The organism is Citrobacter sp. A316, from assembly GCF_002042945.1.
In the GTDB taxonomy this organism is placed as follows: domain Bacteria; phylum Pseudomonadota; class Gammaproteobacteria; order Enterobacterales; family Enterobacteriaceae; genus Citrobacter; species Citrobacter portucalensis.
In genome coordinates this window covers 298,694-324,058 of sequence record NZ_MVFZ01000001.1, presented here as the reverse complement: position 1 = coordinate 324,058, position 25,365 = coordinate 298,694, and the positions used below count along the sequence as shown (strand labels likewise).

Below are 25,365 nucleotides of genomic sequence, written 5' to 3'. Positions count from 1 at the left end.
GTTAACCGCCAACGACGGCTGAAGAAGAGCCCGGTACCATCACTTCAGTTGCGATAATCACAACTAACAGCCCAACCAGAACCGGAACCGAGGTACGTTTCACCACTTCGAACGGAGAAATCTTTGCCATACCTGCAACAGCAACCACCACACCGGAGACCGGGGAGATTGTGCGTCCAAGGTTTGACGCCTGCAGCATCGGGATAACAAGGTAAGCAGGGTTAATGCCGGAGGAGTGCGCCAGTTTCGGGATCATCTCAACGAAGGCATAGAACGGAGCGTTACCGGAACCCGTAGTCATTGCCGCCAGCATCGTCAGGATCACCAGCACCATCATCAGAATAATGCTCGCTGAACCAAACGAGGTGGCGATAGAAATCAGACTCTGAATAAAGCCGATTGTGCTCAGACCCTGGGCAAAAACACCCGCAGCGACTAACAACATCACCACGTTAGCAAAGGCATCCGCCATGCCACGGTAAGCGACTTCCAGACCAGAGAAAACCTTTTGGGTGTTGAACCCACGTACGAACTCCAGAATAGCCGCGATGAGCATGCACAGCACCAGAATCGTAATGATGTGCAGCTGCGGGCCCCATTTACCATCAAAAATCAGGACGCCAACGATCGGGGTAAACGGCAGAATGGCGTAAAATGACGGGGCAGTCGTGGTGATTTCCGCCACATCTAACATTTCATGAGAAATGTTCTCTTTTTTATCCAGATAACGCTGCCAGAAAAAGTGGGCAATCGCCATAGCAATGATGGCGGCAATGGAAATGGGCAGTGTGGTTTTAAAGGCGAAATCGATCAGCGGCATTTCCGCAGCTTTTGCCGCCAGTACTACATCACCGGATGTTGGCGAAAGAATGATCGCGGCAGGGGAGGCACAAATGGCCGCTGCAGCGCCACGGCTGATCCCAACGTTAACCATGACCGGGAACAGTGTTGCCATCAGCAATACGCCCAGACCGGTTGCTGAAGAAACCGCCAGTGACATCAGGCAGGCGACAAAATAGGCGGCAATCATTAACAGGTAAGGAGAGTTGATATATTGCAGAGGCCTGGAGGCCAGCTTAACGACCATATCGTTCGCGCCAATATGGGTCATATAGGCGGCAAAACCACACAGCATCATGATCATCATGCCGAGATCGCCACCACGGCTCATCAGCAAAATTTTAATATATTCAACAATGTCTGTTGCCGTATAACCCGTCGATGCCGCGCTGGATGGCAAAACTTTATGCCCCATCAGCGCACTGATAATCAGCAAAACCAGGCCGCCAACAAACAGTACACCTGTCGCGGAATAACCTTTAATGATGTAGCGCGCTACACCGACAATAACCACAACCCCAATAAGGAGTTCAATAAATGTCAACATCGTTTCCCCTGTCGCATCGCTGCCCAGAAAGTAAAAAAACTAAAAAAAGTAAAAAGTGGTGACAGAATGTGCCTAATAAACCGATAACTCTTGCTGATTAAAATCAATAAAAATACGGATTCAAGCGATGGCTAAGCCGTTTTTTCAGCATCGTGGTTAAAAAAAGAATCTCACAATAAGAAACTGTGAAGCGCAGTGCTGATGTGTGTGTTTTGTTTCGATATTGATTCTTGGTTGTTAATTTATTGTGATGATATTTAACTTTTTCCGAAGGAAAGAACAATTTATTGGCAATAAAGAGAAAATAGTTCCTATCAGATGGCTCAATAAATTAAGGGATAATTATCTTAAAAATTATAGGCTGAGGAATATTCTGATTTTTTAGCTGCGCATTTTTGTTAAGCTAACATTAAGGTTGGGTTTGCTACAATTAATAATAAATCCCAGGATGGTAATTAAGTTGTGATTGTCGCTAAACGATATTTTCTCATTTTTTCATTTCTTTTTATTCAGTTAGCTTTCATTCCCCAGGGCGCAGCTGAAGATAAAGGTTGGTTCGCTACTTTTAAAGACAACGTCAGTGAAACCTGGCAGCAGCCGGAACATTATGATCTATATGTGCCAGCTATTACCTGGCATGCGCGTTTTGCCTACGATAAAGAAAAAACGGATCGTTACAATGAACGCCCGTGGGGGGCTGGATTTGGTCAATCCCGTTGGGATGATAAAGGTAACTGGCACGGGCTTTATATAATGGCCTTTAAGGATTCCTACAATAAATGGGAACCTATTGGCGGCTATGGCTGGGAAAAAACCTGGCGACCGCTGGCGGATGAAAATTTCCATACAGGTCTCGGTTTTACCGCTGGTTTTACCGCGCGCGATAACTGGAACTACATTCCGGTACCCGTGCTGTTACCGCTGGCATCGATAGGGTATGGTCCGGCAACGTTCCAGATGACCTACATTCCGGGAACGTACAACAACGGTAACGTCTACTTTGCATGGATGCGTTTCCAGTTTTGATGGACTACCTGTATTGTCAGGTGGCTTATTAAAAAGCCTTTTTAAAACAGTGTGATATCAACTTTAACTGAAAAATAACGCGACATTTATCACTTTTTGATAAAGTTCGACTGGACAAAGTGCACCACAATTGTTGTACTGATACCCGACACAGCATTTGTGTCTATTTTTCATGTAAAGGTAATTTTGATGTCTAAGATTAAAGGTAACGTTAAGTGGTTTAATGAGTCCAAAGGATTCGGTTTCATTACTCCGGAAGATGGCAGCAAAGACGTGTTCGTACACTTCTCTGCAATCCAGACCAATGGTTTTAAAACTCTGGCTGAAGGTCAGCGTGTAGAGTTCGAAATCACTAACGGTGCCAAAGGCCCTTCTGCTGCAAACGTAATCGCTCTGTAAGCATACGACAGCAAGCATTCAAAACCCGCTTAATTGCGGGTTTTTTTTTCGCTTCAGTGTGCGGGAGTGGCCGAAACCAGCCAGAATGCCAGGGCGGTCATCGCAAATGATCCCAACAGATTCACCAGCACATTCACCATAGCCCAACCAAAGCGTCCTTCCTGTAGCAAAAACACCACCTCAGCTGAGAAAGTGGAAAACGTGGTTAGTCCCCCGCAAAAGCCAGTTGTAATCAGTACCTTCCACATTGGGTCAATGTTAGTCATGCGATTAAACCACGCCAGGCCCATACCAATGATAAATGCCCCAATTAAGTTTGCAGCCAGCGTACCGAATGGAATGGCCTGATGCAGCGGGTTAAACCGCATGCTCAACATCCATCTTGCTACACTACCTGTACCACCACCGATAAAAACCGCTAAAAGGAGTTGTAACACTGCATAATCCTGCTATTTGATTGTATATAGGATCAGTGTAACGCTGAATAATCGTGGTTGGCGAGCCTAACAACGTTTTCTGGAGGGAATATGTTCGTTGCTGCAGGGCAATTTGCCGTGGGACCTTCATGGGAAAAAAATGCAGAAACCTGCGTCTTACTGATGTCTCAGGCTGCGGGAGAGGGGGCATCGTTACTGGTATTACCGGAGGCGCTTCTGGCCCGTGACGACCTGGACCCAGACCTGTCAGTAAAATCAGCTCAATTACTGGAAGGCGGATTTTTGACGCGCTTGCTGCGAGAAAGCGCGCAAAACGAGATGACGACAATCCTGACGATTCATGTTCCCTCTGTGCCTGGACGGGCGTTTAACATGCTGGTAGCGCTACGGGCAGGTCAGGTCGTGGCCCATTACGCTAAATTACATCTCTACGACGCCTTTTCGATTCAGGAGTCACGAAATGTGGATGCAGGGGACGCCATAGCGCCTCTGCTGGACGTAGACGGATTAAAAGTAGGGTTAATGACCTGTTATGATCTGCGCTTCCCTGAGCTGGCGCTGGCGCACGCATTGCAGGGAGCGGAAATTCTCGTATTACCCGCAGCCTGGGTACGGGGATCGCTTAAAGAGCATCACTGGTCTACGCTTTTGGCTGCCAGAGCGTTAGATGCAACGTGTTACCTGATTGCGGCGGGAGAGTGTGGTAATAAGAATATCGGCCAAAGCCGGGTCATCGACCCTTTTGGTGTGACCATTGCTGCTGCGGCAGAAACGCCTGCGCTGATTATGGCTGAGGTTTCTGCAGAGCGGGTAAGGCAGGTCAGGGCGCAACTTCCGGTGTTAAGTAACCGACGCTTTGCGCCACCGCAATTATTATGACGTTTTTTTAAACAAGGCTTGATTCACCTTGTTACAGATTGGTATTGTGTGCGCGCGTCGAAAGGCCGTTAATATTCTCAGGTTAATATGGCGCTTTATGCAGCCTGGTTTAAGTGAAGAAGGTATCTATGGGTGAGATTAGTATTACCAAACTGCTGGTGGTTGCCGCACTGGTTGTTCTGCTGTTTGGTACCAAGAAGTTACGTACACTGGGTGGAGACCTGGGAACGGCAATCAAGGGCTTCAAGAAAGCAATGAACGATGATAATGCCGATGCTAAGAAAGATGCTGATGGTAGCGTTCAGGCTGAGAAGCTTTCTCATAAAGAGTAATATCAGGAGCATGATGCTCATACTGCATACTCTGCATGAAAAAAAACCGGCAATTTGCCGGTTTTTTTATTGCTGATATGTAAGTGAGTATTACACGATTACTTCACTTCCAGACCTTTGGCCTGCATGTCAGCATGGTATGAAGAGCGAACGAATGGACCGCAGGCTGCATGGGTAAAGCCCATTGCCATAGCTTCGGCTTTCATCTCATCGAACTCATCCGGGCTTACATAGCGTTGAACCGGCAGGTGATGGCGGCTTGGCTGTAAATACTGCCCCAGCGTCAGCATGGTGACACCATGGCTGCGCAGGTCACGCATGACCTCAATGATTTCCGCATTGGTTTCGCCCAGACCGACCATCAGACCAGATTTGGTCGGAATCTCCGGGTGCGCTTCCTTGAAACGTTCCAGAAGCTTCAGTGACCAGTTGTAGTCAGCCCCAGGGCGTACATTGCGATAAATGCGCGGTACGTTTTCGAGGTTGTGGTTAAACACGTCCGGCGGCGTGGCAGTGAGGATATCCAACGCGCGATCCATACGACCACGGAAGTCAGGTACCAGCGTTTCGATTTTAATCGACGGGCTTTTCTCACGAATAGCGGTGATGCAGTCAGCAAAGTGCTGAGCGCCGCCGTCACGCAGATCGTCGCGGTCGACGGAGGTAATGACGACATAGCGCAGCGCCATGTCAGCAATCGTCTGAGCAAGTTTTAACGGCTCGTTAGCATCAGGAGCAACCGGACGGCCATGGGCAACGTCACAGAATGGACAACGGCGAGTGCAGATTGCGCCGAGGATCATAAAGGTTGCGGTTCCGTGATTGAAACATTCAGCCAGGTTAGGGCAGGAAGCTTCTTCGCAGACAGAGTGCAGGCCATTTTTGCGCATTGCCGCTTTGATGCCCTGGATGCGAGTGGAGTCCGCTGGCAGTTTTATTTTCATCCATTCCGGTTTACGCAGCAGGGCTTCACGCTCTGTTGCCACATTTTTTACCGGGATAAGAGCCATCTTATCGGCATCGCGGTATTTAACACCGCGTTCCATCACAATGGGTTTACTCATAGCTTGCGTGTTCCAGTTGCGAATTACGAAGGAAAGCGTTTCAATCCAAGGGAATGTTGCATTTATCAACTATTTTTGAATTAGTGATACGCAGTATATCATTGAAACGGGCCAGAAAGCAGCCTGACAGGCTGGCAAAATGTAAAATAGTTGTTGTTTTGTGCCATTTGCCACAACATATGCCGTGGCAAAGTATGCGCGTATTTTCAGTCCGCGATGTACTCGTGCGGTGGGTTACCCAACAGCGCCAGAATGTTGCTCAGCAGCCTTGGGCGAATGCTCTCGGTCGTGGCGGTGCTATCCCACTGCGATACCTTCGCCATTTCCATTCCGGCATAACCACAAGGATTGATACGCAGGAAAGGCGACAAGTCCATATCCACGTTGAGCGCTAAGCCGTGAAATGAACATCCTTTACGAATACGTAACCCCAAAGAGCAGATTTTCTTCTCTCCAACGTATACGCCTGGCGCATCGGCTCGCGGGTGGGCATCAATACCGATTTCCGCAAGGGTATTCACCACGGTTTGCTCCAGCAGCGTAACCAGTTCGCGAACGCCAAGTTTACGACGCTTCAGATTCAACAGCACATACATGACCTGCTGGCCCGGCCCGTGATAAGTCACTTGACCGCCACGATCGCTCTGGATCACCGGAATATCTCCCGGCATCAGTACGTGCTCGGCTTTACCTGCCTGACCCTGAGTAAAAACAGGATAATGCTCTACCAGCCAGATTTCGTCATAACTGTTTTCATCGCGGGTATCGGTGAATTCGTGCATGGCCAGAGAAACTGGCTCGTAAGGTTGAAGACCGAGCTGGCGGACAAGAATTTTATCCTGATACAAAACGGCATCTCCGTAGATACTCACATAGAGTAGAGAATATAAAAGAGGGGAAAAAGTATATCACAGGAGGGAGGGGTTACCCGAGCGGGGATGCAGCGGGTAACCAACAGGTTTTTACAGTACCATGCGAACGATATCGATATTGCCTAATTCTTCGTACAGCGTTTCAACCTGCTCAATGTGTGTAGCAGTAATAGTGATTGAGACCGAGTGGTAGTTGCCTTTGCTGCTCGGTTTTACCGTCGGAGAGTAATCACCTGGCGCATGGCGCTGTACCACTTCAACCACCTGATCAACCAGCTCAGGCAACGCCTGCCCCATTACTTTGTAAGTAAATGGAGTAGGGAATTCAAGCAGTTCGTTAAGTTTGGTTTTCATGTCAGCTCCGGCGTTACATCAATAAATAATAACTCCCACAGCGCGTGGGAGTTATCTGGATACCTAGTATATGGGGACGTAAATCACACTTTCAAGTGTTCGATTTTTAGCCAAACCAGTGATGGAACATTAATTTAATGTAATCAATGATTTTCCCAAAGAAGTTGCCCTCAGGGATTTCCTGCAGGACTACCAGCGGGCGCTGCTCGATAGTTTTGCCATCTAACTGGAAGTTGATGGTGCCGACAACCTGGTTTTTCTGCAGCGGTGCGTGCAGTTCCGTGGTGTTCAGTACATAGCTTGCTTTCAGATCTTTCATGCGGCCGCGCGGAATAGTCAGGTAGACATCTTTATCTACGCCTAACGATGCACGATCGGTGTTACCAAACCAGGCGGGTTCTGAAGCAAACTCTTTACCGACTTTCAGTGGGTTCACGGTTTCAAAGAAACGGAAGCCCCAGGTCAGCAGTTTTTTACTTTCGGTTTCGCGACCTTTATAGGTGCGGCCACCCATGACGGCAGAGATCAGACGCATCTGTCCTTCGGTTGCGGATGCAACCAGGTTATAGCCAGCCTTGTCGGTATGACCGGTTTTGATACCGTCGACATTCAGGCTGTTATCCCACAGCAGGCCGTTACGGTTTAACTGACGAATGCCGTTAAAGGTGAACTCTTTTTCTTTATAGATAGAGTATTCGTTAGGCACGTCACGAATCAGCGCCTGACCAATCATCGCCATGTCGCGAGCCGAGCTGTACTGACCGTCAGCATCGAGACCATGAACGGTCTGGAAGTGGGTGTTTTTCAGGCCCAGTGCGTTCACATAGCTGTTCATCAGACCGACGAAAGCATCCTGGCTACCGGCTGCGAAGTCCGCCATTGCCACGCACGCGTCATTCCCGGACTGCAGGTTGATACCACGGATCAGCTGGGAAACAGGAACCTGCATTCCTGGCTTCAGGAACATCAACGATGAACCTTTGAAGACCGGATTACCCGTAGCCCAGGCGTCATTGCCGACGGTGACCAGATCGGTTTCTTTAAATTTCCCGGCTTTCATCGCCTGGCCGATGACGTAGCTGGTCATCATTTTGGTCAGACTGGCGGGGTCGCGGCGAGTGTCGGCGTTCTGTTCTGCCAGAACTTTACCTGAATTGTAATCAATCAGGATATATGACTCCGCATCGATCTGCGGAACACCCGGGATCATGGTTTTAATATTCAGGTCATCGGCATGGGCAGCAGAGAGAGAAGCTGCGCAGAGAGCCGCGGTGAGCGCCATACGCTGCACGAAACGAGCGGAAAAAGTGGTCTTCATGGTCTGAACTACGACGTCCGTGATGAAATTAAAAAAAGTGCCCTACTATAGCAAATGCAAAACGGGCAGGCATCTGACTTTCCGCGTGACTTTGTTAATGTCATTTACAGAAACTGACAGTTCAGATACCTGATTTACGTTATTACACGCCAGTGATGAAGGACTGTAATTGCGCCTCGGATTGAAGACGCTGTTGCAATGTGGAGGCTTCAGCTTTGCTGGCGAACGGCCCCATCTGGATACGCCAGACTGCGCCGTTTTGTACCACCCGACCTGGGACGCCAAACTGCTGGCTTAAACGTTTTTGATACTGCTGCGCACGCGACTGCTCGCTGACAGCGCCAACCTGAACCACGTAGCGTCCGTTGGCTACTGCCGCTGCCGCTGGCGCAGGTGCCGCGACGGCGGCTGGTGTTGCTGCTGGTGCGGTTGGCGTTACCGGTGCGGTAGTGGTCGGTTGCGGAGCCGGAGTCGGTTCGCTACCTTCCAGCACGCCTGCGGCGAGCGTGGTCGGCGCGCCGAGGAATCCACTGCTGTTCACTGGCGCACCAGTTGTATCATCGCTTTTCAACGTGGAATTGCTGATCGGACGAATATCGCCTTGCGGCTGACCCGCATCCGATGGCGCAGGCATGCTGCCCATATTGCCACCGCCGCTTAAATCAGGACGCGCGGGCAGGGCATAGGTTTGTTTCGCTACCGTGGTACAAGCCATTCCCGGCCCGGACAAGGAACCATCCTGGGCGACGATGATCGGGTCGATACGTACTTTGGTATTGTTGGAGGTATTCAGACGGTCGGCTGCTGCACGTGAAAGTGAAATCACGCGATCGTTGCCATAAGGGCCGCGATCGTTAATACGCACGACAATCATCCTGCCGTTTGCCAGGTTAGTTATTCTGGCATAGCTTGGGACTGGCAGTGTCGGATGCGCTGCGGTTAACTGCATCGGGTCGAACGCTTCACCAGACGCGGTTAAGTTGCTTCCGGGTTCCGCATCATAGATAGCGGCAAGCCCTGCCTGGCTAAAGCGGGAAGGGTCCTGGACGATTTTGTAGCTCTTACCATCACGCTGATAGTCCTGATTCGCCGTTGGGTTCAGGGGTTCAAAGCGCGGATCGGCCCCGCTGATTTCAACAATCGGACCATTACACACCGCAGGCTGCGGCGCGACAGCACCCTGTTGCTGACCATCATCACTCGAACACGCCGCGAGCATTCCTGCTGCGATGCAGATACCAAGCCACTGCTTACGCATTGCGTACCCCTTACACGCTTTTCGACAACATTTTTCTATGGGTATGGATCGACATAACAATCCCGAACCCGGCCATCAGCACGATAAGTGCCGAGCCTCCGTAACTGACCAGTGGGAGAGGAACGCCAACCACGGGCAGAATACCGCTCACCATACCAATATTTACGAAGACATAAACGAATAATATCAACATTAAACCACCCGCCATGACGCGACCAAAGGTGGTTTGCGCGTGGGCAGCGATCCATAATCCGCGCATAATCAGCAAAATGTACAGCGCCAGCAGAATTAAGATCCCTACCAGACCCAGTTCTTCCGCTAATACCGCGAAGATAAAATCTGTATGACGTTCGGGTAAAAACTCAAGCTGCGACTGCGTACCGTGTAGCCAGCCCTTACCGCGTAGACCGCCGGAGCCAATAGCAATTTTAGACTGAATGATATGATAACCCGCACCCAGTGGATCGGTTTCCGGATCGAGTAACATCATGACGCGCTGACGTTGATAATCATGCATCAGGAAGAACCACAGTATCGGGATAAATGCCGCGACCAGAACTACTGCAACACCGATTAGGCGCCAGCTTAAACCGGAAAGGAACAGGACAAACAGGCCGGAAAGGGCGACCAGTATTGAGGTACCGAGGTCAGGCTGAGCGGCCACCAGCAGGGTAGGCATAAATATCAGCACCAGCGCAATGGCGGTATTTTTTAGCGATGGCGGGCAAACATCACGGTTGATGAAGCGCGCGACCATCAGCGGCACGGCAATCTTGGCAATTTCGGAAGGCTGAAAACGCACGATACCCAAATCCAGCCAGCGCTGCGCCCCTTTGGAGATAGCGCCGAAAGCATCTACCGCCACCAACAGAATGATGCAAAAGATGTAGAGATAGGGGGCCCAGCCTTCATAAACCCTGGGCGGGATTTGCGCCATCACCACCATGATGACCAGACCCATTGCGATCTGACCGACCTTGCGCTCCATCATGCCGATATCCTGGCCGCTGGCGCTCCAGATGACCAGCGAGCTGTAAACCAGCAGCGCCAGCAAAATAAGCAACATCGTGGGATCGATGTGGATTTTGTCCCAGAATGTTTTTTTGTTCGGATTATCCGTCACGATTATTGGTCCTCCGCTGCTGCAACCGCGGGGTTTTCTGCAGGCAGATTGGTGTTATTGTCGCCCAACATAATGTGGTCAAGGATTTGGCGCATAATGGTACCCACAGCCGGACCCGCGCCACCGTTTTCAAGGATTATGGCGACAGCAACCTGAGGCTTATCATAGGGTGCGAAGGCCGTCATCAGCTTGTGATCACGTAAGCGCTCGGCGATCTTATGTGCGTTATAGGTTTCATTGGCTTTTAGGCCAAAGACCTGTGCAGTACCGGATTTCGCCGCAATTTTGTAAGGTGCGCCAGCGAAATACTTGTGCGCAGTACCGTTAGGACGGTTCGCGACACCGTACATGCCGTCTTTTGCGATTTCCCAGTAACCGGAATGAATGTCGCCAACGGGTGGTTCGTGTGGCTGTACCCACGGTACTTGCTTACCGTTTTCTGCCGTACTCATCAGCAGATGCGGAACTTTTACCAAACCGTCGTTGATAAGGATCATCAGCGCTTTACTCATCTGGATAGGGGTTGCTGTCCAGTAACCCTGACCGATGCCGACCGGAATGGTATCACCCTGGTACCATGGCTTTTTAAACCGTTTTTGCTTCCACTCGCGGGTTGGCATGTTTCCGGCGCGCTCTTCGGCAAGATCGATGCCCGTATATTGGCCGTAGCCAAACTTACTCATCCATTCTGAAAGGCGGTCTATCCCCATATCATAGGCGATTTGATAGAAAAACGTATCCGCCGACTCTTCCAGGGAACGGGTGATGTTCAGATGGCCGTGCCCCCATTTTTTCCAGTCGCGGTAACGTTTTTCAGAGCCCGGTAATTGCCACCAACCTGGATCGAACAGACCAGTATTGCGGGTGATGACGCCTGCACTTAATGCAGAAACCGCGACGTAAGGTTTAACCGTCGAAGCAGGAGGGTAGACACCCTGAGTCGCGCGGTTAACCAATGGGGTATTCGGGTCATTGAGTAAACCGGAGTAATCTTTACTCGAGATACCATCGACAAACAGGTTCGGATCGTAGCTCGGCATGGACACCAGTGCCAGTACGCCACCGGTACGCGGGTCGGTGACGACCACCGCGGCACGACTGCCCGCCAGCAGCGTTTCAATGTACTGCTGAAGTTTCAGGTCAAGGGTGAGATAGATATCGTGCCCGGCCTGCGGTGCCACTTCTTTCAGTTGGCGAATGACGCGGCCGCGGTTGTTCACTTCAACTTCTTCATAACCAGTCTGGCCGTGAAGTACGTCTTCATAATAGCGTTCAATACCCAATTTACCGATGTCGTGCGTTGCCGCGTAGTTGGCCAGCTTGCCGTCTTTGTCCAGGCGGTCCACGTCTTTATCGTTGATCTTCGATACGTAGCCAATGACGTGGGTCAGCGCAGAGCCGTAGGGGTAATAGCGGCGTTTATAGCCTTTAACTTCAACGCCGGGAAAGCGATATTGATTAACGGCGAAGCGTGCCACCTGCACTTCACTCAGGTTAGTTTTTACCGGAATGGAGGTGAAGCGGTGTGAACGGGCGCGCTCTTTTTTAAAGGCGGCAATGTCGTCGTCCGTCAGGTCTACGACGTTACGCAGCGCGTCGAGGGTATCCTGAACGTTGTCGACCTTTTCCGGCATCATTTCTATCTGATAAATGGTGCGGTTAAGGGCGAGCGGAATTCCGTTACGGTCATAAATGATGCCGCGACTGGGGGCGATAGGCACCAGTTTGATGCGGTTTTCGTTCGAGCGGGTCTGATAATCAGTAAAGCGAACGATTTGCAGATTATAAAGGTTGGCGATCAGCACGCCGGTGAGCAGCAAAATCCCCAAAAAAGCGACCAGCGCCCGGCGCACAAACAGCGCGGACTCAGCCGAATAGTCGCGAAAAGAATTCTGTAGTTTCATCCGCTGCTTAATCTACTCAAGAATCAATGATCACTCACGGTGATAAGGATGGTTGGTGGTGATGCTCCACGCCCTGTACAGACTCTCCGCGACCAGAACCCGAACAAGAGGGTGAGGAAGGGTTAACGCAGAGAGTGACCAGCTTTGTTCCGCTGCCGCTTTACAGGCAGGAGAGAGACCTTCCGGCCCGCCAATCAACAGACTGACGTCACGACCGTCCAGTTTCCAGCGTTCCAGTTCAGTCGCCAGCTGCGGCGTGTCCCAGGGTTTACCAGGGATATCAAGGGTGACGATGCGGTTTTTGCCTGCGGCAGCCAGCATCTGCTCACCCTCTTTGTCGAGAATGCGTTTAATATCCGCGTTCTTGCCGCGTTTTCCTGCCGGGATTTCGATCAGCTCAAAGGGCATATCTTTTGGAAACCGACGGAGATACTCCGTAAAACCGGTTTGCACCCAGTCAGGCATCTTCGTACCCACAGCGACAAGTTGCAGCTTCACGCATTAACTCCAGAGTTTTTCCAGTTCATACAGGCGACGGCTTTCTTCCTGCATCACGTGGACAATCACATCACCGAGGTCAACGACGATCCAGTCTGCGACGTTCTCGCCTTCTACGCCGAGCGGCAGCAGACCAGCAGTGCGGGACTCCTGAACAACGTGGTCTGCGATAGACATTACATGACGGCTGGACGTGCCGGTGCAGATAATCATGCAATCAGTGATGCTGGATTTGCCCTGAACGTCTAAGGCGATGATGTCTTGACCTTTCAGGTCATCAATTTTGTCGATTACAAAATCCTGAAGTGCTTTACCCTGCAAGTGTTCCCCCTGGGTGAAAAGAGTTAAAAACGTCTGTTAGTATACCTGAACCAGAGGCGATATCGGGACAAATGTCTCCGAAAGCGCTTTTGAAGTGCGCTATCATCCCACCCCACGCCGCAGAATGCATCGCCATTTTTGTAAAACAATTTCTGCAAAGCTCTGAAGGGCGGGAAAAGTCAGGTTGCGGAGAATAACAGCCTGTCATGGGGTGTCAATGGGAGAGAAGCCCTTCGGCAGAAAAAACAGTGCTTTCACTCCCCGTCGTGCCATACAGCCCGGCTGTTAAGCACTTTCAGAACAGCAAAGTCGTCGCAAAAATCAATCGCGCTCCAGCAACCTTGTTCGACGCGAAAATGCCACATTGCTGCAGCCGGCATGGACAACAGACGGGCGATCAACACGCTTAGTACACCCTGATGGCTCACCACCAGCAGGTTTTGGCACGTTTTGTAATCAGCGAGTTGAGCAATGAAGCGTTCCACTCGCTGGGAAAACGCCTGAAAACCTTCGCCATTAGTGGGCGTAGCATTCTGCCAGTCGTTACACCACACGGCGTAGTTTTCGGCATCTTCGCGCGTCAGATCGCGATGATGGCGCATTTCCCAGTCACCAAAAAACATTTCATTAAGCTCAGGCATGTTGCGCACAGGGATCTCGCGATCGCCTAAGATCAACTGCGTTGTATGGCAGGCACGTTCCAACTCGCTGCACAGAACGTTGTCGACAGGGACATTACGTAACAGCGTACCCAGTGTTTGCGCCTGAGCGATCCCCCGTTCCGTTAGCGGTGTGGGGGCGTGGCCGCTGTATAAACCAGCGACATTGGCTTCAGTTTCTCCATGACGTACTAACCAGAGTCTCATTTTTTCCTCTTGAGGTTATTCGCACAAAACATGATGTTTGCCCTGATTGCGCAGTGATTTTTCACTAAAATACCTTTTTTTGCGTGGAGCGGCACGATGTCTTTATTGAAGAGCGCGCATGGCGGTAATACCCGAGAAGCCGCTGAACTGTTGGGCATCTCGCCTGAACAATTGCTGGATTTTAGCGCGAATATTAATCCGCTGGGTATGCCAGCAAGTTTAAAACGCGCGATCGTCGACAATCTGGACTGCGCGGAGCGTTATCCGGATGTTGATTACGCTAAACTGCATGCGGCGCTGGCGGAGCATCATCAGATTCCTGCCTCATGGATACTTGCCGGAAACGGTGAGACTGAGTCGATTTTCACTTTGGTGCAAGGTCTTAAACCACGCCATGCGATGATCGTGACGCCTGGGTTTGCTGAATATCGTCGGGCTCTGCAGTGGGGAGATTGTACGATCCATGAGTTTGCGCTGCGCGAAGATGATGGCTGGCAGCTTACCGATGCGATCCTCGATGCGTTAACCTCAGAGCTGGACTGCCTGTTTCTTTGTACGCCCAATAACCCCACCGGCTTGCTGCCAGATAACCGCCTGCTGCGCGAAATAGCCGCGCGTTGTGAACGGCTTGGGATCAATCTGATCCTTGATGAAGCGTTTATCGATTTTATTGCCGGGGAGCAGGGGTTTATTCCGCTGCTTCGGGATAACCTGCATATTTGGGTGCTGCGCTCGCTCACCAAGTTCTATGCGATACCGGGGCTGCGTCTGGGGTATCTGGTCAACAGTAATGAACAGGCTGTTGCACAGATGCGCCGTCGACAAATGCCGTGGTCAATTAACGCATTTGCTGCACTGGCAGGCGAGATTATTTTACGCGACAGCGCATATCAGCAGGCAACATGGAAGTGGCTGGAGCAAGAGGGCGCGAGGTTTGATCGGCAGTTGAAAGAACTGCCCGGCTTGGCGGTGTATCCTGGTCGGGCAAATTATCGTTTATTGCGCTGCGAGCGGGCGGATATTGATCTGCAACACGCAATGCTGGAACAACATGTCTTGATTCGCAGTTGTGCCAACTATCCGGGGCTGGATACGCGCTATTATCGGGTAGCCGTTCGCAGCCAGGAAGAAAATTACCGCCTGTTGGCGGCTTTACGTAAGGTGCTTAGCGGTACAACCCCTGCTGATTGATATAGTCAAGCACTGCGCCAGGCATCAGGTCGTCGCACGGCTCGCCTTTTTCCAGACGCTCACGGATGAGCGTGGCGGAGATGTTAAACCACGGCGTTTCAGCCAGATAAATTTTCCCACAAGGCAGGTTGTGCAGGTCATCTGGCGAATGGGTCAGATGATCCTCCAGCCACTGCTGGTGCTTTTCCTGCGCCATTTCGAGCGGATAGCCCGGACGTCGGCACACGATGAGGTGGGTGTTACCCAGAATCGTGTCGTAGTCATGCCAGGAAGGAAAGGTAAGCAGTGAGTCCTGGCCAATAATAAACGCTAGCGGCACGTCCGGACCTTGCTCCTCGCGCCACTCTTTGAGCGTTTGCGCGGTGTAGGAAGCGGTATCACGTTTCAGTTCGCGTTCATCGAGGAAGAACAACGGCTTATCGGCAATGGCCAGTTCAACCATGCGCTGACGTTGTTCGCCGGACGCTTCGGGTTGCGCACGATGCGGCGGCACGTTATTGGGCATGATAATAACCCGGGAAAGGCCAATCAGATTCGCCAGAATTTCAACCGGTTTAAGATGACCATAATGCACCGGATCAAAGGTGCCACCGAACAGAGCCTGCAATGATTTCATATCAACCATCAATAAAAACATCGGCCAGCGATTTATGACAAAGCAAAAGGGAAAGTCCCTCAAGTTCTGCCCACACTGACTGACCATAGTCTTGTTTAAGCGTAATTTCCGTACGCGTTAACAACGTTACCGCCTGACGCAACTGCGCCGGATTCAGCCGGTTTAGCGCATCTCCCATCATACCCCGACGATTTTGCCACACCCGGTGTTTATCAAACAACGTGCGCAAAGGCGTATGGGCTGACTGCCGTTTTAAGTTGACCAACAGCAGTAATTCACGCTGTATCGTACGTAGCAAAATAACCGGCTCACTGCCTTCCAGGCGTAACTGTTGCAGAATGTGCAGCGCGCGTTTGCTTTTGCCCATCAGCAGCGCATCCACCCAATGGAACGGGGTAAAGTGCGCGGCATCGTTAACGGCTTTCTCCACGCGAGGCAGCGTTAGTTTGCCATCAGGCCAAAGCAATGCCAGCCGTTCCAGCGCTTGCGCCAGTGCTAACAGATTACCTTCATAGCAATAGCACAGCAGCTGATTGGCTGCGTCATCCAGTTGCAGATTGTTAAGCTTCGCTCTGGCGGCGACCCAACGCGGGAGCTGTGCTTGCTCCGGCGTCTGGCAGCTTACCTGCACCGCATTATTGGCAAGTCCGGTATACCATGCGGCGTTTTCCTGCGCTTTAGTCAGCTTGTTGCCGCGAACAATCAGCAGCAGGTCGTCATGTAGCAGTGTGACGAGTGAAGCGAGCTGTTCGTTAATGGCAGCATTAGGGCCGTTTTCAGGCAACTGCAGGAGCAGGGTTTGACGGCTGGCAAACAAGCTCATCGCCTGGCAGAGTGAAAAAATCTCTCCCCAGTCGGTGCTGTTGTCCAGAGTGAAGGCATGGTGTTCTTCGAATCCTTGCGTGGCAGCAGCCTGACGGATGGCGTCCTGGCTTTCCTGCAATAAGAGAGGATCGTTACCTAAGAGCAAATACGCCGCGCGCAGCCCCTCATTGAGCTGTGCGCGGAGTTGTTCAGGGTACAACTTGAGCATCAGTTACCCAGCGTGGTGGAGACACGCGCCGGAGATGACGCAGGCGCCTCGGCTTTATTCACCGCAGGCTCAGCATCAGCCTTGGATGACTGAGTATCGGCCAGATGTACGCTTGGCAGCTTACGAATTAACTGTTCAGCAGCTTTGTCATACATCTCTTTAACGATCATCTCTTGCTCGTTATCCTTCGCCAGTGCAGCCTGTGGGTTGTCAAAGAACGAACGATAAACTTTGGCGCTGATTGGATAAATATCATGACCTGGGATCAGCACGGTAGCACTTACGGACATCACCATCTGGTATTCAGCCGTTTGACCGTTCTGGAATACCGACGCCGTATCCTGCGAAATGCTGACCGCGCCAAGACGTAAGGATGTCACATCTTTACGCATTGTACCGTCTTCAAGCAGCGTAACGCCGTTTAGACGCAACTGATTACGAACCGCGCGGCTTAATGGGCCGTTCGGATCACCAGAGTTCAGGATCATGGTTTTCATTGAGGGTGGAACCTGCGTAGTACTACGCAGATGCCAGCCACACCCGGCGGTGACAAGCACCGCCAGAGATAACAACAATGTTGTCAGAAGTCGCACGCTTCCTCCCGCGCTTAGCCAACGACCAGATTGAGGAGTTTACCCGGTACATAAATCACTTTACGTACGGTAACGCCATCAAGATATTTTGCCACCAGATGCTCCTGGCCAGCACGTTCACGAACCTGTTCTTCTGTCGCATTTACCGGAACGGTAATTTTGCCACGGACTTTACCGTTCACCTGAACAACAACCAGCTTCGAGTCTTCAACCATTGCGGTTTCGTCTGCCACCGGCCACGGTGCGTTGTCGATATCGCCTTCGCCTTTCAGCGCCTGCCACATCGTGAAGCAAGCGTGTGGGGTGAACGGGTTCAGCATGCGAACGACGGCCAGTAACGCCTCCTGCATCAGGGCTCTGTCTTGTTCGTCTTCCTGCGGTGCTTTCGCCAGCTTGTTCATCAGCTCCATAATTGCCGCAATTGCGGTGTTAAAAGTCTGACGACGACCGATATCATCGGTAACTTTAGCAATGGTTTTGTGCACGTCGCGACGCAGCGCTTTTTGGTCTTCGCTCAACGCATCAACGTTCAGGGCAGCAACATCGCCTTTGGAAGTATGTTCGTAAACCAGCTTCCATACACGTTTCAGGAAGCGGTTCGCCCCTTCAACGCCAGATTCCTGCCATTCCAGCGTCATATCAGCCGGAGAAGCGAACATCATGAACAGACGTACGGTGTCGGCGCCGTAACGTTCAACCATGACCTGCGGGTCGATACCGTTATTTTTCGACTTGGACATTTTGCTCATGCCGGTATACACCAGTTCATGACCTTCTGCGTCCTGAGCTTTGACGATACGACCTTTTTCGTCGCGCTCAACGATGGCATCAACCGGAGAAACCCAGTTACGCTCGCCGTTTGCACCAACGTAATAGAACGCATCGGCCAGCACCATACCCTGGCACAGCAGCTGTTTAGCTGGCTCGTCAGAGTTGACCATACCCGCATCGCGCATCAACTTGTGGAAGAAGCGGAAGTAGAGCAGGTGCATGATGGCGTGTTCAATACCACCAATGTAGATATCAACCGGCAGCCAGTAGTTTGCCGCTTCAGGATCCAGCATCCCTTCGTTGTACTGCGGGCAGGTGTAGCGCGCGTAGTACCAGGAGGATTCCATAAAGGTATCGAAGGTGTCGGTTTCGCGCAGCGCAGGCATGCCGTTAACGGTGGTTTTTGCCCACTCCGGATCGGCTTTGATTGGGCTGGTAATACCGTCCATAACCACGTCTTCCGGCAGAATAACCGGCAACTGGTCTTCTGGCGTCGGCAGTACGGTACCGTCTTCCAATGTCACCATCGGAATTGGCGCACCCCAGTAACGCTGACGGGAAACACCCCAGTCACGCAGACGGTAGTTCACTTTACGCTCACCCACACCTTTTGCTACCAGCTTGTCAGCAATGGCGTTGAAGGCAGCTTCGAAGCCAAGGCCGTCAAACTCACCGGAGTTAAACAGCACGCCTTTTTCGGTCAGAGCTTGTTCAGACAGATCCGGCTCTGCGCCTTCAGCGGTCAGAATTACTGGCTTGATGGTCAGGCCATATTTGGTGGCAAATTCGTAATCGCGCTGATCGTGGCCCGGAACGGCCATGACTGCGCCTGTACCGTATTCCATCAGGACGAAGTTTGCTGCCCAAACCGGGATCTCTTCGCCAGTCAGCGGGTGAACAGCTTTAAAGCCCGTATCGACGCCTTTCTTCTCCATGGTTGCCATTTCGGCTTCAGCAACCTTGGTGTTGCGGCATTCGTCAATGAAGGCGGCCAGTTCTGGGTTATTTGCAGCAGCTTTCTGCGCCAGCGGGTGACCTGCGGCAACGGCCAGATAGGTCGCACCCATAAAGGTGTCCGGGCGGGTGGTGTAAACGGTCAGCGTGTTGTCGTAACCATTCACATCGAAGGTGATTTCCACGCCTTCAGAACGGCCAATCCAGTTGCGCTGCATCGTTTTCACGGTGTCAGGCCAGTGATCCAGGTTATCCAGGTCACGCAGCAGTTCGTCAGCGTAAGCGGTGATTTTGATGAACCACTGTGGGATCTCTTTACGCTCGACTTTGGTATCGCAACGCCAGCAGCAGCCGTCGATAACCTGTTCGTTCGCCAGTACGGTCTGGTCGTTCGGGCACCAGTTGACCGCAGACGTTTTCTTGTACACCAGGCCTTTTTTGTACAGCTCGGTGAAGAATTTCTGTTCCCAGCGGTAGTATTCCGGGGTACAGGTCGCCAGCTCACGGCTCCAGTCGTAACCGAAACCCAGCATTTTGAGCTGGTTTTTCATGTATGCGATGTTGTCGTATGTCCACGGTGCCGGCGCGGTGTTGTTTTTAACCGCTGCGCCTTCCGCAGGCAGACCGAACGCATCCCAGCCAATTGGCTGCAGTACGTTTTTACCCAGCATGCGCTGGTAGCGGGCGATCACGTCACCGATGGTGTAGTTACGTACGTGGCCCATGTGTAGTCGACCAGAAGGATAGGGAAGCATAGACAGGCAGTAATACTTCTCTTTGCTCTCGTCTTCGGTAACTTCAAATGTGCGCTTCTCATCCCAGTGAAGCTGTACTTTGGATTCTATCTCTTCCGGGCGGTATTGCTCTTGCATGGCAGCCAGTGGTCCTGTTTTCAATACAGCTACAAACGTAGCTCTAGATGTGGTGTTTCAGATCCGCATAGCATAGCCCAAACGCCCGCGCCAAAACAGCCTTTCGCGCATTCAGCGTTGAATTCCCGCAAGGATAATTCTTGCACGAATTTACACACTCTGTGGACAGTCTTGCAAAGCGTAGCGTAAATAACGTCTATTATTATAGACAGTTAACGACCCAGGAGGCGAAGCGATGAACAAGGTTGCTCAATATTACCGTGAACTGGTGGCTTCACTGAGCGAACGTCTGCGTAATGGCGAACGCGATATCGATGCGTTGGTGGAGCAGGCGCGTCAACGAGTTATGCAGACCGGGGAGTTAACGCGAACCGAGGTGGAAGAACTCACTCGGGCCGTCAAACGCGACCTGGAAGAGTTTGCTCTGAGCTATGAAGAAAGTCTCGATGAGGAAACAGACAGCGTCTTTATGCGGGTTATCAAGGAGAGTATCTGGCAGGAACTGGCCGATATTACTGATAAAACGCAGCTCGAATGGCGCGAAGTGTTCCAGGACCTCAGTCATCACGGGGTTTATCACAGCGGCGAGGTGGTCGGATTAGGTAATCTGGTCTGCGAGAAGTGCCACTTCCATTTAGCGGTTTACACCCCGGATGTGCTGCCGCTATGTCCGAAATGCGGACACGATCAGTTTCAGCGCCGACCATTTGAACCGTGATCGCTTATTGCCGGATGGCGACGCAAAACGTCTTATCCGGCCTACAAATTGCACGATTTTGTAGGCCGGATGAGCGTTAGCGCTATCCAGCGTGTATTAGGCGTAAAACTTCAGCCGTTCTGCCAGCAAATCGACAAACCCTTCGCGATCCACGTCCACCATTACGGTGGCATTTGGCGTATTGCCGCTCAGGAAGTAGTAGTCTACCACGGTCATTCCCTGGGTATATTTACCCTGAGTTTCCACGCCGACCCAGCGTTCAACGGTGGTAAATAGTTCAGGTTTCAGCAGCCAGGCAATGGTGCATGGGTCATGCAGTGGTGCGCCGATGAATCCCCACTTTTCATCTTTGTGATATTCAAAGAAGAAGTCGAGTAGTTCAGCAACGATCGTCGAAATAGGATTGCCGATAGCGCGGAACCGCTCGGTATCTTCGCGATGTATTTGCGCTTTATGTGTGACGTCCAGCCCAGCCATCACCACCGGAATACCCGACTGGAATACGATCTCCGCGGCTTCAGGATCCACGAAAATGTTGAACTCGGCGGCGGGCGTCCAGTTTCCGAGGCCCATTGCACCACCCATAATCACGATACGGGCGATTTTGGCGTGCAGCTCAGGATAGCTATTCAGAAGCAATGCTACGTTAGTTTGCGGCCCGGTGGAGACAATGGTCACCGGTTCCAGGCTGTCACGCAGGGTTTTCGCCATCAGTTCCACAGCGGTACAGTCCAGTGGCGCAAAAGCGGGTTCCGGCAGCGCCGGGCCATCCAGCCCACTCTCACCGTGGACGTTATCGGCAATAATCAGATCGCGCATCAGTGGCTTCACTGCGCCGCCGGCCACGGGGATATCCGTACGGTTGAGTAACGTTAACATGCGTAATACGTTACGCAGCGTTTTGTCGGGCGTCTGGTTACCGGCAGATGAGGTTATCGCTTTCACATCCAGTTCAGGTGAGGCGAGGGCGAGAACAATTGCGATAGCGTCGTCATGACCTGGATCGCAATCAAACAGGATAGGAAGTGCCATTGTTGCTCCTTGTAAGTGGGACTTTGTGACAAGGTTAACGCTGGGCTGTACCTGTTTCGAGAAGTGAAGAGATAAATCGTGAGGTGGCGCGCACATGGAGGTGCGCGCCAGCAAGATTAATGCAGGATTTTCGCGAGGAAGTCTTTGGCTCGGTCCGATTTCGGATTAGCGAAGAACTCTTCTTTCGGTGAGTCTTCAACAATTTTCCCTTCATCCATGAAGATCACCCGGTTCGCCACTTTACGCGCAAAGCCCATTTCGTGGGTTACCACCATCATGGTCATCCCTTCATTGGCCAGTTCAACCATAACGTCCAGTACTTCGTTGATCATTTCAGGATCAAGCGCCGACGTTGGTTCGTCAAACAGCATGGCGATAGGATCCATACACAGCGCCCGGGCGATAGCGACACGCTGTTGCTGGCCCCCTGAGAGCTGAGCTGGAAACTTCTCGGCATGTGCTGACAGACCAACGCGTTCCAGTAACTTTTGCGCTTTGTCGCGGGCCGGCTTTTTATCGCGCTTAAGCACTTTTACCTGCGCCAGAGTCAGGTTCTCAATGATCGACAGATGCGGGAACAGTTCAAAGTGCTGGAACACCATACCAACGCGGGAGCGCAGTTTAGCCAGATCGGTTTTTTTATCATTCACCACGGTGCCATCAACGGTGATGACGCCCTGCTGTACCGGCTCCAGCCCGTTCACCGTTTTGATAAGCGTTGATTTACCTGAACCTGACGGGCCGCAGACCACCACCACTTCACCTTTTTTCACTTCTGTGGAGCAGTCGGTCAGCACCTGAAAGTGACCATACCATTTAGAAACATTTTTCAGGGTAATCATTAAACTGTCCTTTTCTTCAAATAGCTGACCAACAACGATGCGCTCAGACTGAATACAAAATAAACGGCGCCAGCAAACAGGATCATTTCAACCTGTGTGCCGTCACGCTCGCCAATGGTAGAGGCGGTACGGAAGAAGTCTGCCAGACTTAATACATAGACCAGCGAGGTATCCTGGAAGAGTACGATGCCCTGGGTCAGCAGCAGCGGTACCATCGCGCGGAATGCCTGCGGTAGAATAATGAGCTTCATCGACTGCCAGTGGGTCATCCCCAGCGCCAGCGCGGCACTGGACTGCCCACGAGAAATACTCTGGATACCGGCACGGATAATCTCGGAATAGTACGCGGCTTCAAACATCGAAAACGCGACCATCGCTGAGATCAGGCGAATATCGGTTTTTGGCGACAGACCCAGTACGTTTTGCAGGAAGCCGGGCACAATCAGGTAGAACCACAGCAGCACCATGACCAGCGGAATGGAACGAAATACGTTGACGTAGCCTTTCGCAAACCAGGCAATTGGCGCGAAGCTGGACAGACGCATTACGGCAAGGATGGTTCCCCAGACAATACCAATGACCACTGCCGTAACAGTGATTTTCAGCGTGATGATCAGCCCATCCAGCAGATAAGGCAGGGAAGGGACGATTGAACTCCAGTCAAATTCGTACATTATTTGCCTCCCAAATTGCCAGGCAGGCGGATTTTACGTTCAACGAGATTCATCACCAGCATGATGACGGCGTTAATCAGGACGTAGGCCAGAGTGATAGCGGTAAACGATTCCCATGCGTGGGCGGAGTAATCCAGCAGTTTGCCGGCTTGTGCAGCCATATCGACCAGGCCGATGGTGGAGGCGATCGCGGAGTTCTTCACCAGGTTCATCATCTCTGAGGTCATTGGCGGAACAATCACGCGGTATGCGTTTGGCAACAGAACATAGCGGTAGGCCTGCGGTAACGTCAGCCCCATCGCCAGTGCGGCATTTTTCTGCCCACGCGGCAGAGACTGAATAGCGGCACGAACCTGTTCGCAGACGCGCGCGGCGGTAAACAGCCCCAGACAAAGCATCGATGAGAGGAAGAACTGGATGTTGGGATCCAACTCAGCCTTGAACCACATCCCAATGTTTTCCGGCAGCAGTTCAGGAATAACCAGATACCAGGTGAAAAACTGGACGATGAGCGGAACGTTACGAAACAGCTCAACGTATAGCGTGCCGATCCCGGAAAGAAAACGATTTGGAACGGTACGTAAGATGCCGAATAAAGAGCCTATGAGGAAAGCGATAATCCAGGCTGTGATGGATAACGCGACCGTGACCTGGAAGCCACTCCAGAGCCAGCCGAGATAGGTGGTGTTGCCGAACGGGGCTTGTTGTAAAAAAATACCCCAGTTCCAGTCTATAGACATAAATCTACTCCAGAAAAAAAAGGGTAGCAGCGCTACCCTCGAAGATTGTTATTCGGCGTTTTGCGGTTTTCAGGCCTGATGGGGAACGACCATCAGGCTTATAGTCTGTCCGTGCCGAGTAGCAATCGAGAGGGAGGGGAAGCCTCCCATTTATTTTAGTTAGTTAAGCGCTTTATCATTCGGTTCTTTGAACAGGGCTTTCATCTCGTCTGACAGTTCGAAATTCATGTTCAGGTTCTTCGGTGGAATTGGATTTTTAAACCACTTATCAAACCATTTCTCAGCTTCGCCTGAGGTTTGCGCCTTGGCGATAGTGTCGTCCATCAGCTTTTTGAACTCAGGGTCATCTTTGCGCAGCATGCAGCCGTAGGCTTCCTGAGACTGTGGTTTGCCGACGATCTCCCAGTTGTCTGGTTTCTTCGCTTTCGCGCGCTCGCCAGCCAGCAGGGCGTCATCCATCATAAAGGCAACGGCGCGACCGCTTTCCAGAGTACGGAAAGAGTCACCGTGGTCTTTCGCGCTGATGATGCGCATATCCATTTTTTGTTCTTCGTTCAGCTTATGCAGCAGAACTTCTGAGGTGGTACCCGAAGTCACGACTACGGCTTTACCTTTCAGATCGGCGAAATCTTTGACGTCGCCGCCTTTTTTCGCCAGCAGGCGGGTGCCGACAACGAAAATGGTGTCAGAAAAAGCCGCTTGTTTTTGGCGTTCGACGTTGTTGGTGGTGGATCCGCACTCAAAGTCGAAGGTGCCGTTTTGCAGCAGCGGGATACGGTTTTGTGAAGTAATCGGGATCAGTTTCACCTGTAGATCAGGCTTGTTCAGCTTTTTCTTCACGGCTTCAACGATCGCGTTGGAATAATCCTGTGAATAACCGACCACTTTTTGCTGATTATCATAGTAAGAAAACGGTACTGATGATTCACGGTGGCCGACAACGATCACGCCATTTTTGGCGATCTTATCCAGCGTGCTGCCTGCCGCTGGTGCTGCGTCTTCTGCGTGCGCCAGACCGGCGGACATTCCCATGACCAGCATGGCAGTGGCGAGCTTACGTAATTGCATATCCAACTCCTTTATCGTCTGCGCCAGGGACGCATTGATACCCATTGTGATGTTGTTATTGTTTGCTACTAAAACGTGCAGTCTTGTATGTGTTTGTTAACATTTAGTTTGGATGAATGTAAAGAATTTGCTGTGTTATTGTTTATTTTTGCGAAGTGCGCCGCACCATTTGGGGGCAAAAATATCTTGTTGCACTTTTCAGGTGCTACCGGCGCTCAACTTT

27 protein-coding genes are annotated in these 25,365 nt (G+C 51.5%); 6 read left to right on the top strand and 21 right to left on the bottom strand.

What is annotated here, in order from left to right; translation table 11 throughout:
• Nucleotide 1: 1 nt before the first annotated feature.
• On the bottom strand, nt 2-1,387 hold the full coding sequence (gene dcuC / locus BZK41_RS01600) for an anaerobic C4-dicarboxylate transporter DcuC (RefSeq protein ID WP_079936944.1): 1,386 nt from the start codon (nt 1,385-1,387) through the stop codon (nt 2-4).
• Between the two features lie 462 nt (nt 1,388-1,849).
• Here dcuC and pagP point away from each other — a divergent pair, with 462 nt between their 5' ends.
• Both pagP and cspE read left to right on the top strand, forming a co-directional pair.
• Nucleotides 1,850-2,413: a lipid IV(A) palmitoyltransferase PagP gene (pagP, locus tag BZK41_RS01595; RefSeq protein ID WP_003831280.1), complete on the top strand. Its 564-nt coding sequence runs from the start codon at nt 1,850-1,852 to the stop codon at nt 2,411-2,413.
• A gap of 189 nt (nt 2,414-2,602) precedes the next feature.
• A complete protein-coding gene (gene cspE, locus BZK41_RS01590; RefSeq protein ID WP_000034825.1) occupies nt 2,603-2,812 on the top strand; it encodes a transcription antiterminator/RNA stability regulator CspE in 210 nt (69 codons plus the stop codon).
• Nucleotides 2,813-2,865: 53 nt separating this feature from the next.
• Here cspE and crcB read toward each other — a convergent pair whose 3' ends face one another.
• The gene (gene crcB / locus BZK41_RS01585) at nt 2,866-3,249 is read right to left on the bottom strand and encodes a fluoride efflux transporter CrcB (RefSeq protein WP_079936943.1); all 384 of its coding nucleotides are present in this window, start codon (nt 3,247-3,249) and stop codon (nt 2,866-2,868) included.
• Nucleotides 3,250-3,339: 90 nt separating this feature from the next.
• On the opposite strand from crcB, the gene BZK41_RS01580 reads away from it, so the two are divergent.
• Nucleotides 3,340-4,128 carry a deaminated glutathione amidase gene (locus BZK41_RS01580; protein WP_079936942.1) on the top strand — a complete coding sequence of 263 codons (789 nt, stop codon included), beginning with the start codon at nt 3,340-3,342 and terminating at the stop codon, nt 4,126-4,128.
• A gap of 128 nt (nt 4,129-4,256) precedes the next feature.
• Nucleotides 4,257-4,460, top strand: a complete 204-nt coding sequence (gene tatE, locus BZK41_RS01575) for a twin-arginine translocase subunit TatE (RefSeq protein ID WP_003022699.1) — start codon at nt 4,257-4,259, stop codon at nt 4,458-4,460.
• Nucleotides 4,461-4,558: 98 nt separating this feature from the next.
• On the opposite strand, the gene lipA is transcribed toward tatE, so the two are convergent.
• From lipA to BZK41_RS01525, 10 genes are all read right to left on the bottom strand, one after another.
• Nucleotides 4,559-5,524, bottom strand: coding sequence for a lipoyl synthase (gene lipA / locus BZK41_RS01570; protein ID WP_003022702.1), 966 nt, complete (start codon nt 5,522-5,524; stop codon nt 4,559-4,561).
• Between the two features lie 206 nt (nt 5,525-5,730).
• Nucleotides 5,731-6,372, bottom strand: coding sequence for a lipoyl(octanoyl) transferase LipB (lipB, locus tag BZK41_RS01565; protein ID WP_079936941.1), 642 nt, complete (start codon nt 6,370-6,372; stop codon nt 5,731-5,733).
• A gap of 114 nt (nt 6,373-6,486) precedes the next feature.
• Nucleotides 6,487-6,750 (bottom strand): DUF493 family protein YbeD, encoded by a 264-nt coding sequence (gene ybeD / locus BZK41_RS01560; RefSeq protein WP_003022706.1) that lies wholly within the window; start codon nt 6,748-6,750, stop codon nt 6,487-6,489.
• A 106-nt stretch (nt 6,751-6,856) separates the two neighbouring features.
• Entirely contained in the window at nt 6,857-8,068 is a 1,212-nt protein-coding gene (gene dacA, locus BZK41_RS01555) for a D-alanyl-D-alanine carboxypeptidase DacA (protein ID WP_003022711.1), read from the bottom strand.
• Nucleotides 8,069-8,210: 142 nt separating this feature from the next.
• Complete coding sequence (rlpA, locus tag BZK41_RS01550) at nt 8,211-9,326, bottom strand: endolytic peptidoglycan transglycosylase RlpA (RefSeq protein ID WP_079936940.1); 1,116 nt, start codon at nt 9,324-9,326, stop codon at nt 8,211-8,213.
• 10 nt (nt 9,327-9,336) lie between these two features.
• Nucleotides 9,337-10,449, bottom strand: coding sequence for a peptidoglycan glycosyltransferase MrdB (mrdB, locus tag BZK41_RS01545; RefSeq protein ID WP_003022718.1), 1,113 nt, complete (start codon nt 10,447-10,449; stop codon nt 9,337-9,339).
• A gap of 2 nt (nt 10,450-10,451) precedes the next feature.
• On the bottom strand, nt 10,452-12,353 hold the full coding sequence (mrdA, locus tag BZK41_RS01540) for a peptidoglycan DD-transpeptidase MrdA (RefSeq protein WP_057063295.1): 1,902 nt from the start codon (nt 12,351-12,353) through the stop codon (nt 10,452-10,454).
• Between the two features lie 30 nt (nt 12,354-12,383).
• Entirely contained in the window at nt 12,384-12,851 is a 468-nt protein-coding gene (gene rlmH, locus BZK41_RS01535) for a 23S rRNA (pseudouridine(1915)-N(3))-methyltransferase RlmH (protein WP_003022725.1), read from the bottom strand.
• A 3-nt stretch (nt 12,852-12,854) separates the two neighbouring features.
• Nucleotides 12,855-13,172 (bottom strand): ribosome silencing factor, encoded by a 318-nt coding sequence (rsfS, locus tag BZK41_RS01530; RefSeq protein ID WP_003022728.1) that lies wholly within the window; start codon nt 13,170-13,172, stop codon nt 12,855-12,857.
• Between the two features lie 254 nt (nt 13,173-13,426).
• Entirely contained in the window at nt 13,427-14,038 is a 612-nt protein-coding gene (locus tag BZK41_RS01525; protein WP_079936939.1) for an adenosylcobalamin/alpha-ribazole phosphatase, read from the bottom strand.
• A gap of 96 nt (nt 14,039-14,134) precedes the next feature.
• Here BZK41_RS01525 and cobD point away from each other — a divergent pair, with 96 nt between their 5' ends.
• Nucleotides 14,135-15,229, top strand: a complete 1,095-nt coding sequence (gene cobD / locus BZK41_RS01520) for a threonine-phosphate decarboxylase CobD (protein ID WP_079936938.1) — start codon at nt 14,135-14,137, stop codon at nt 15,227-15,229.
• On the opposite strand, the gene nadD is transcribed toward cobD, so the two are convergent.
• The 4 genes from nadD to leuS are packed head-to-tail and all read right to left on the bottom strand — an operon-like array spanning nt 15,204 to nt 20,068.
• The gene (gene nadD / locus BZK41_RS01515; RefSeq protein WP_139762565.1) at nt 15,204-15,845 is read right to left on the bottom strand and encodes a nicotinate-nucleotide adenylyltransferase; all 642 of its coding nucleotides are present in this window, start codon (nt 15,843-15,845) and stop codon (nt 15,204-15,206) included. The two genes, cobD and nadD, sit on opposite strands and share 26 nt — an antisense overlap.
• A 1-nt stretch (nt 15,846) precedes the next feature.
• Nucleotides 15,847-16,878 (bottom strand): DNA polymerase III subunit delta, encoded by a 1,032-nt coding sequence (holA, locus tag BZK41_RS01510; RefSeq protein ID WP_032942687.1) that lies wholly within the window; start codon nt 16,876-16,878, stop codon nt 15,847-15,849.
• On the bottom strand, nt 16,878-17,471 hold the full coding sequence (lptE, locus tag BZK41_RS01505; RefSeq protein ID WP_079936937.1) for an LPS assembly lipoprotein LptE: 594 nt from the start codon (nt 17,469-17,471) through the stop codon (nt 16,878-16,880). Before lptE ends, holA begins: the two co-directional genes overlap by 1 nt.
• 14 nt (nt 17,472-17,485) lie before the next feature.
• Nucleotides 17,486-20,068 carry a leucine--tRNA ligase gene (gene leuS, locus BZK41_RS01500; RefSeq protein ID WP_139762564.1) on the bottom strand — a complete coding sequence of 861 codons (2,583 nt, stop codon included), beginning with the start codon at nt 20,066-20,068 and terminating at the stop codon, nt 17,486-17,488.
• 235 nt (nt 20,069-20,303) lie between these two features.
• Here leuS and BZK41_RS01495 point away from each other — a divergent pair, with 235 nt between their 5' ends.
• Complete coding sequence (locus BZK41_RS01495) at nt 20,304-20,786, top strand: zinc ribbon-containing protein (RefSeq protein WP_079936935.1); 483 nt, start codon at nt 20,304-20,306, stop codon at nt 20,784-20,786.
• Between the two features lie 96 nt (nt 20,787-20,882).
• Here BZK41_RS01495 and rihA read toward each other — a convergent pair whose 3' ends face one another.
• The 5 genes from rihA to gltI form a co-directional block, all read right to left on the bottom strand.
• Nucleotides 20,883-21,818, bottom strand: a complete 936-nt coding sequence (gene rihA, locus BZK41_RS01490) for a pyrimidine-specific ribonucleoside hydrolase RihA (protein WP_079936934.1) — start codon at nt 21,816-21,818, stop codon at nt 20,883-20,885.
• A 116-nt stretch (nt 21,819-21,934) separates the two neighbouring features.
• Nucleotides 21,935-22,660 carry a glutamate/aspartate ABC transporter ATP-binding protein GltL gene (gene gltL / locus BZK41_RS01485; RefSeq protein WP_003022754.1) on the bottom strand — a complete coding sequence of 242 codons (726 nt, stop codon included), beginning with the start codon at nt 22,658-22,660 and terminating at the stop codon, nt 21,935-21,937.
• Nucleotides 22,660-23,334, bottom strand: coding sequence for a glutamate/aspartate ABC transporter permease GltK (gene gltK, locus BZK41_RS01480; RefSeq protein WP_003022757.1), 675 nt, complete (start codon nt 23,332-23,334; stop codon nt 22,660-22,662). The genes gltL and gltK overlap by 1 nt, the downstream gene beginning before the upstream one ends.
• Nucleotides 23,334-24,074: a glutamate/aspartate ABC transporter permease GltJ gene (gene gltJ, locus BZK41_RS01475; RefSeq protein ID WP_003831316.1), complete on the bottom strand. Its 741-nt coding sequence runs from the start codon at nt 24,072-24,074 to the stop codon at nt 23,334-23,336. The genes gltK and gltJ overlap by 1 nt, the downstream gene beginning before the upstream one ends.
• 159 nt (nt 24,075-24,233) lie before the next feature.
• A complete protein-coding gene (gene gltI / locus BZK41_RS01470) occupies nt 24,234-25,142 on the bottom strand; it encodes a glutamate/aspartate ABC transporter substrate-binding protein GltI (RefSeq protein ID WP_003022762.1) in 909 nt (302 codons plus the stop codon).
• Between the last annotated feature and the right edge of the window lie 223 nt (nt 25,143-25,365).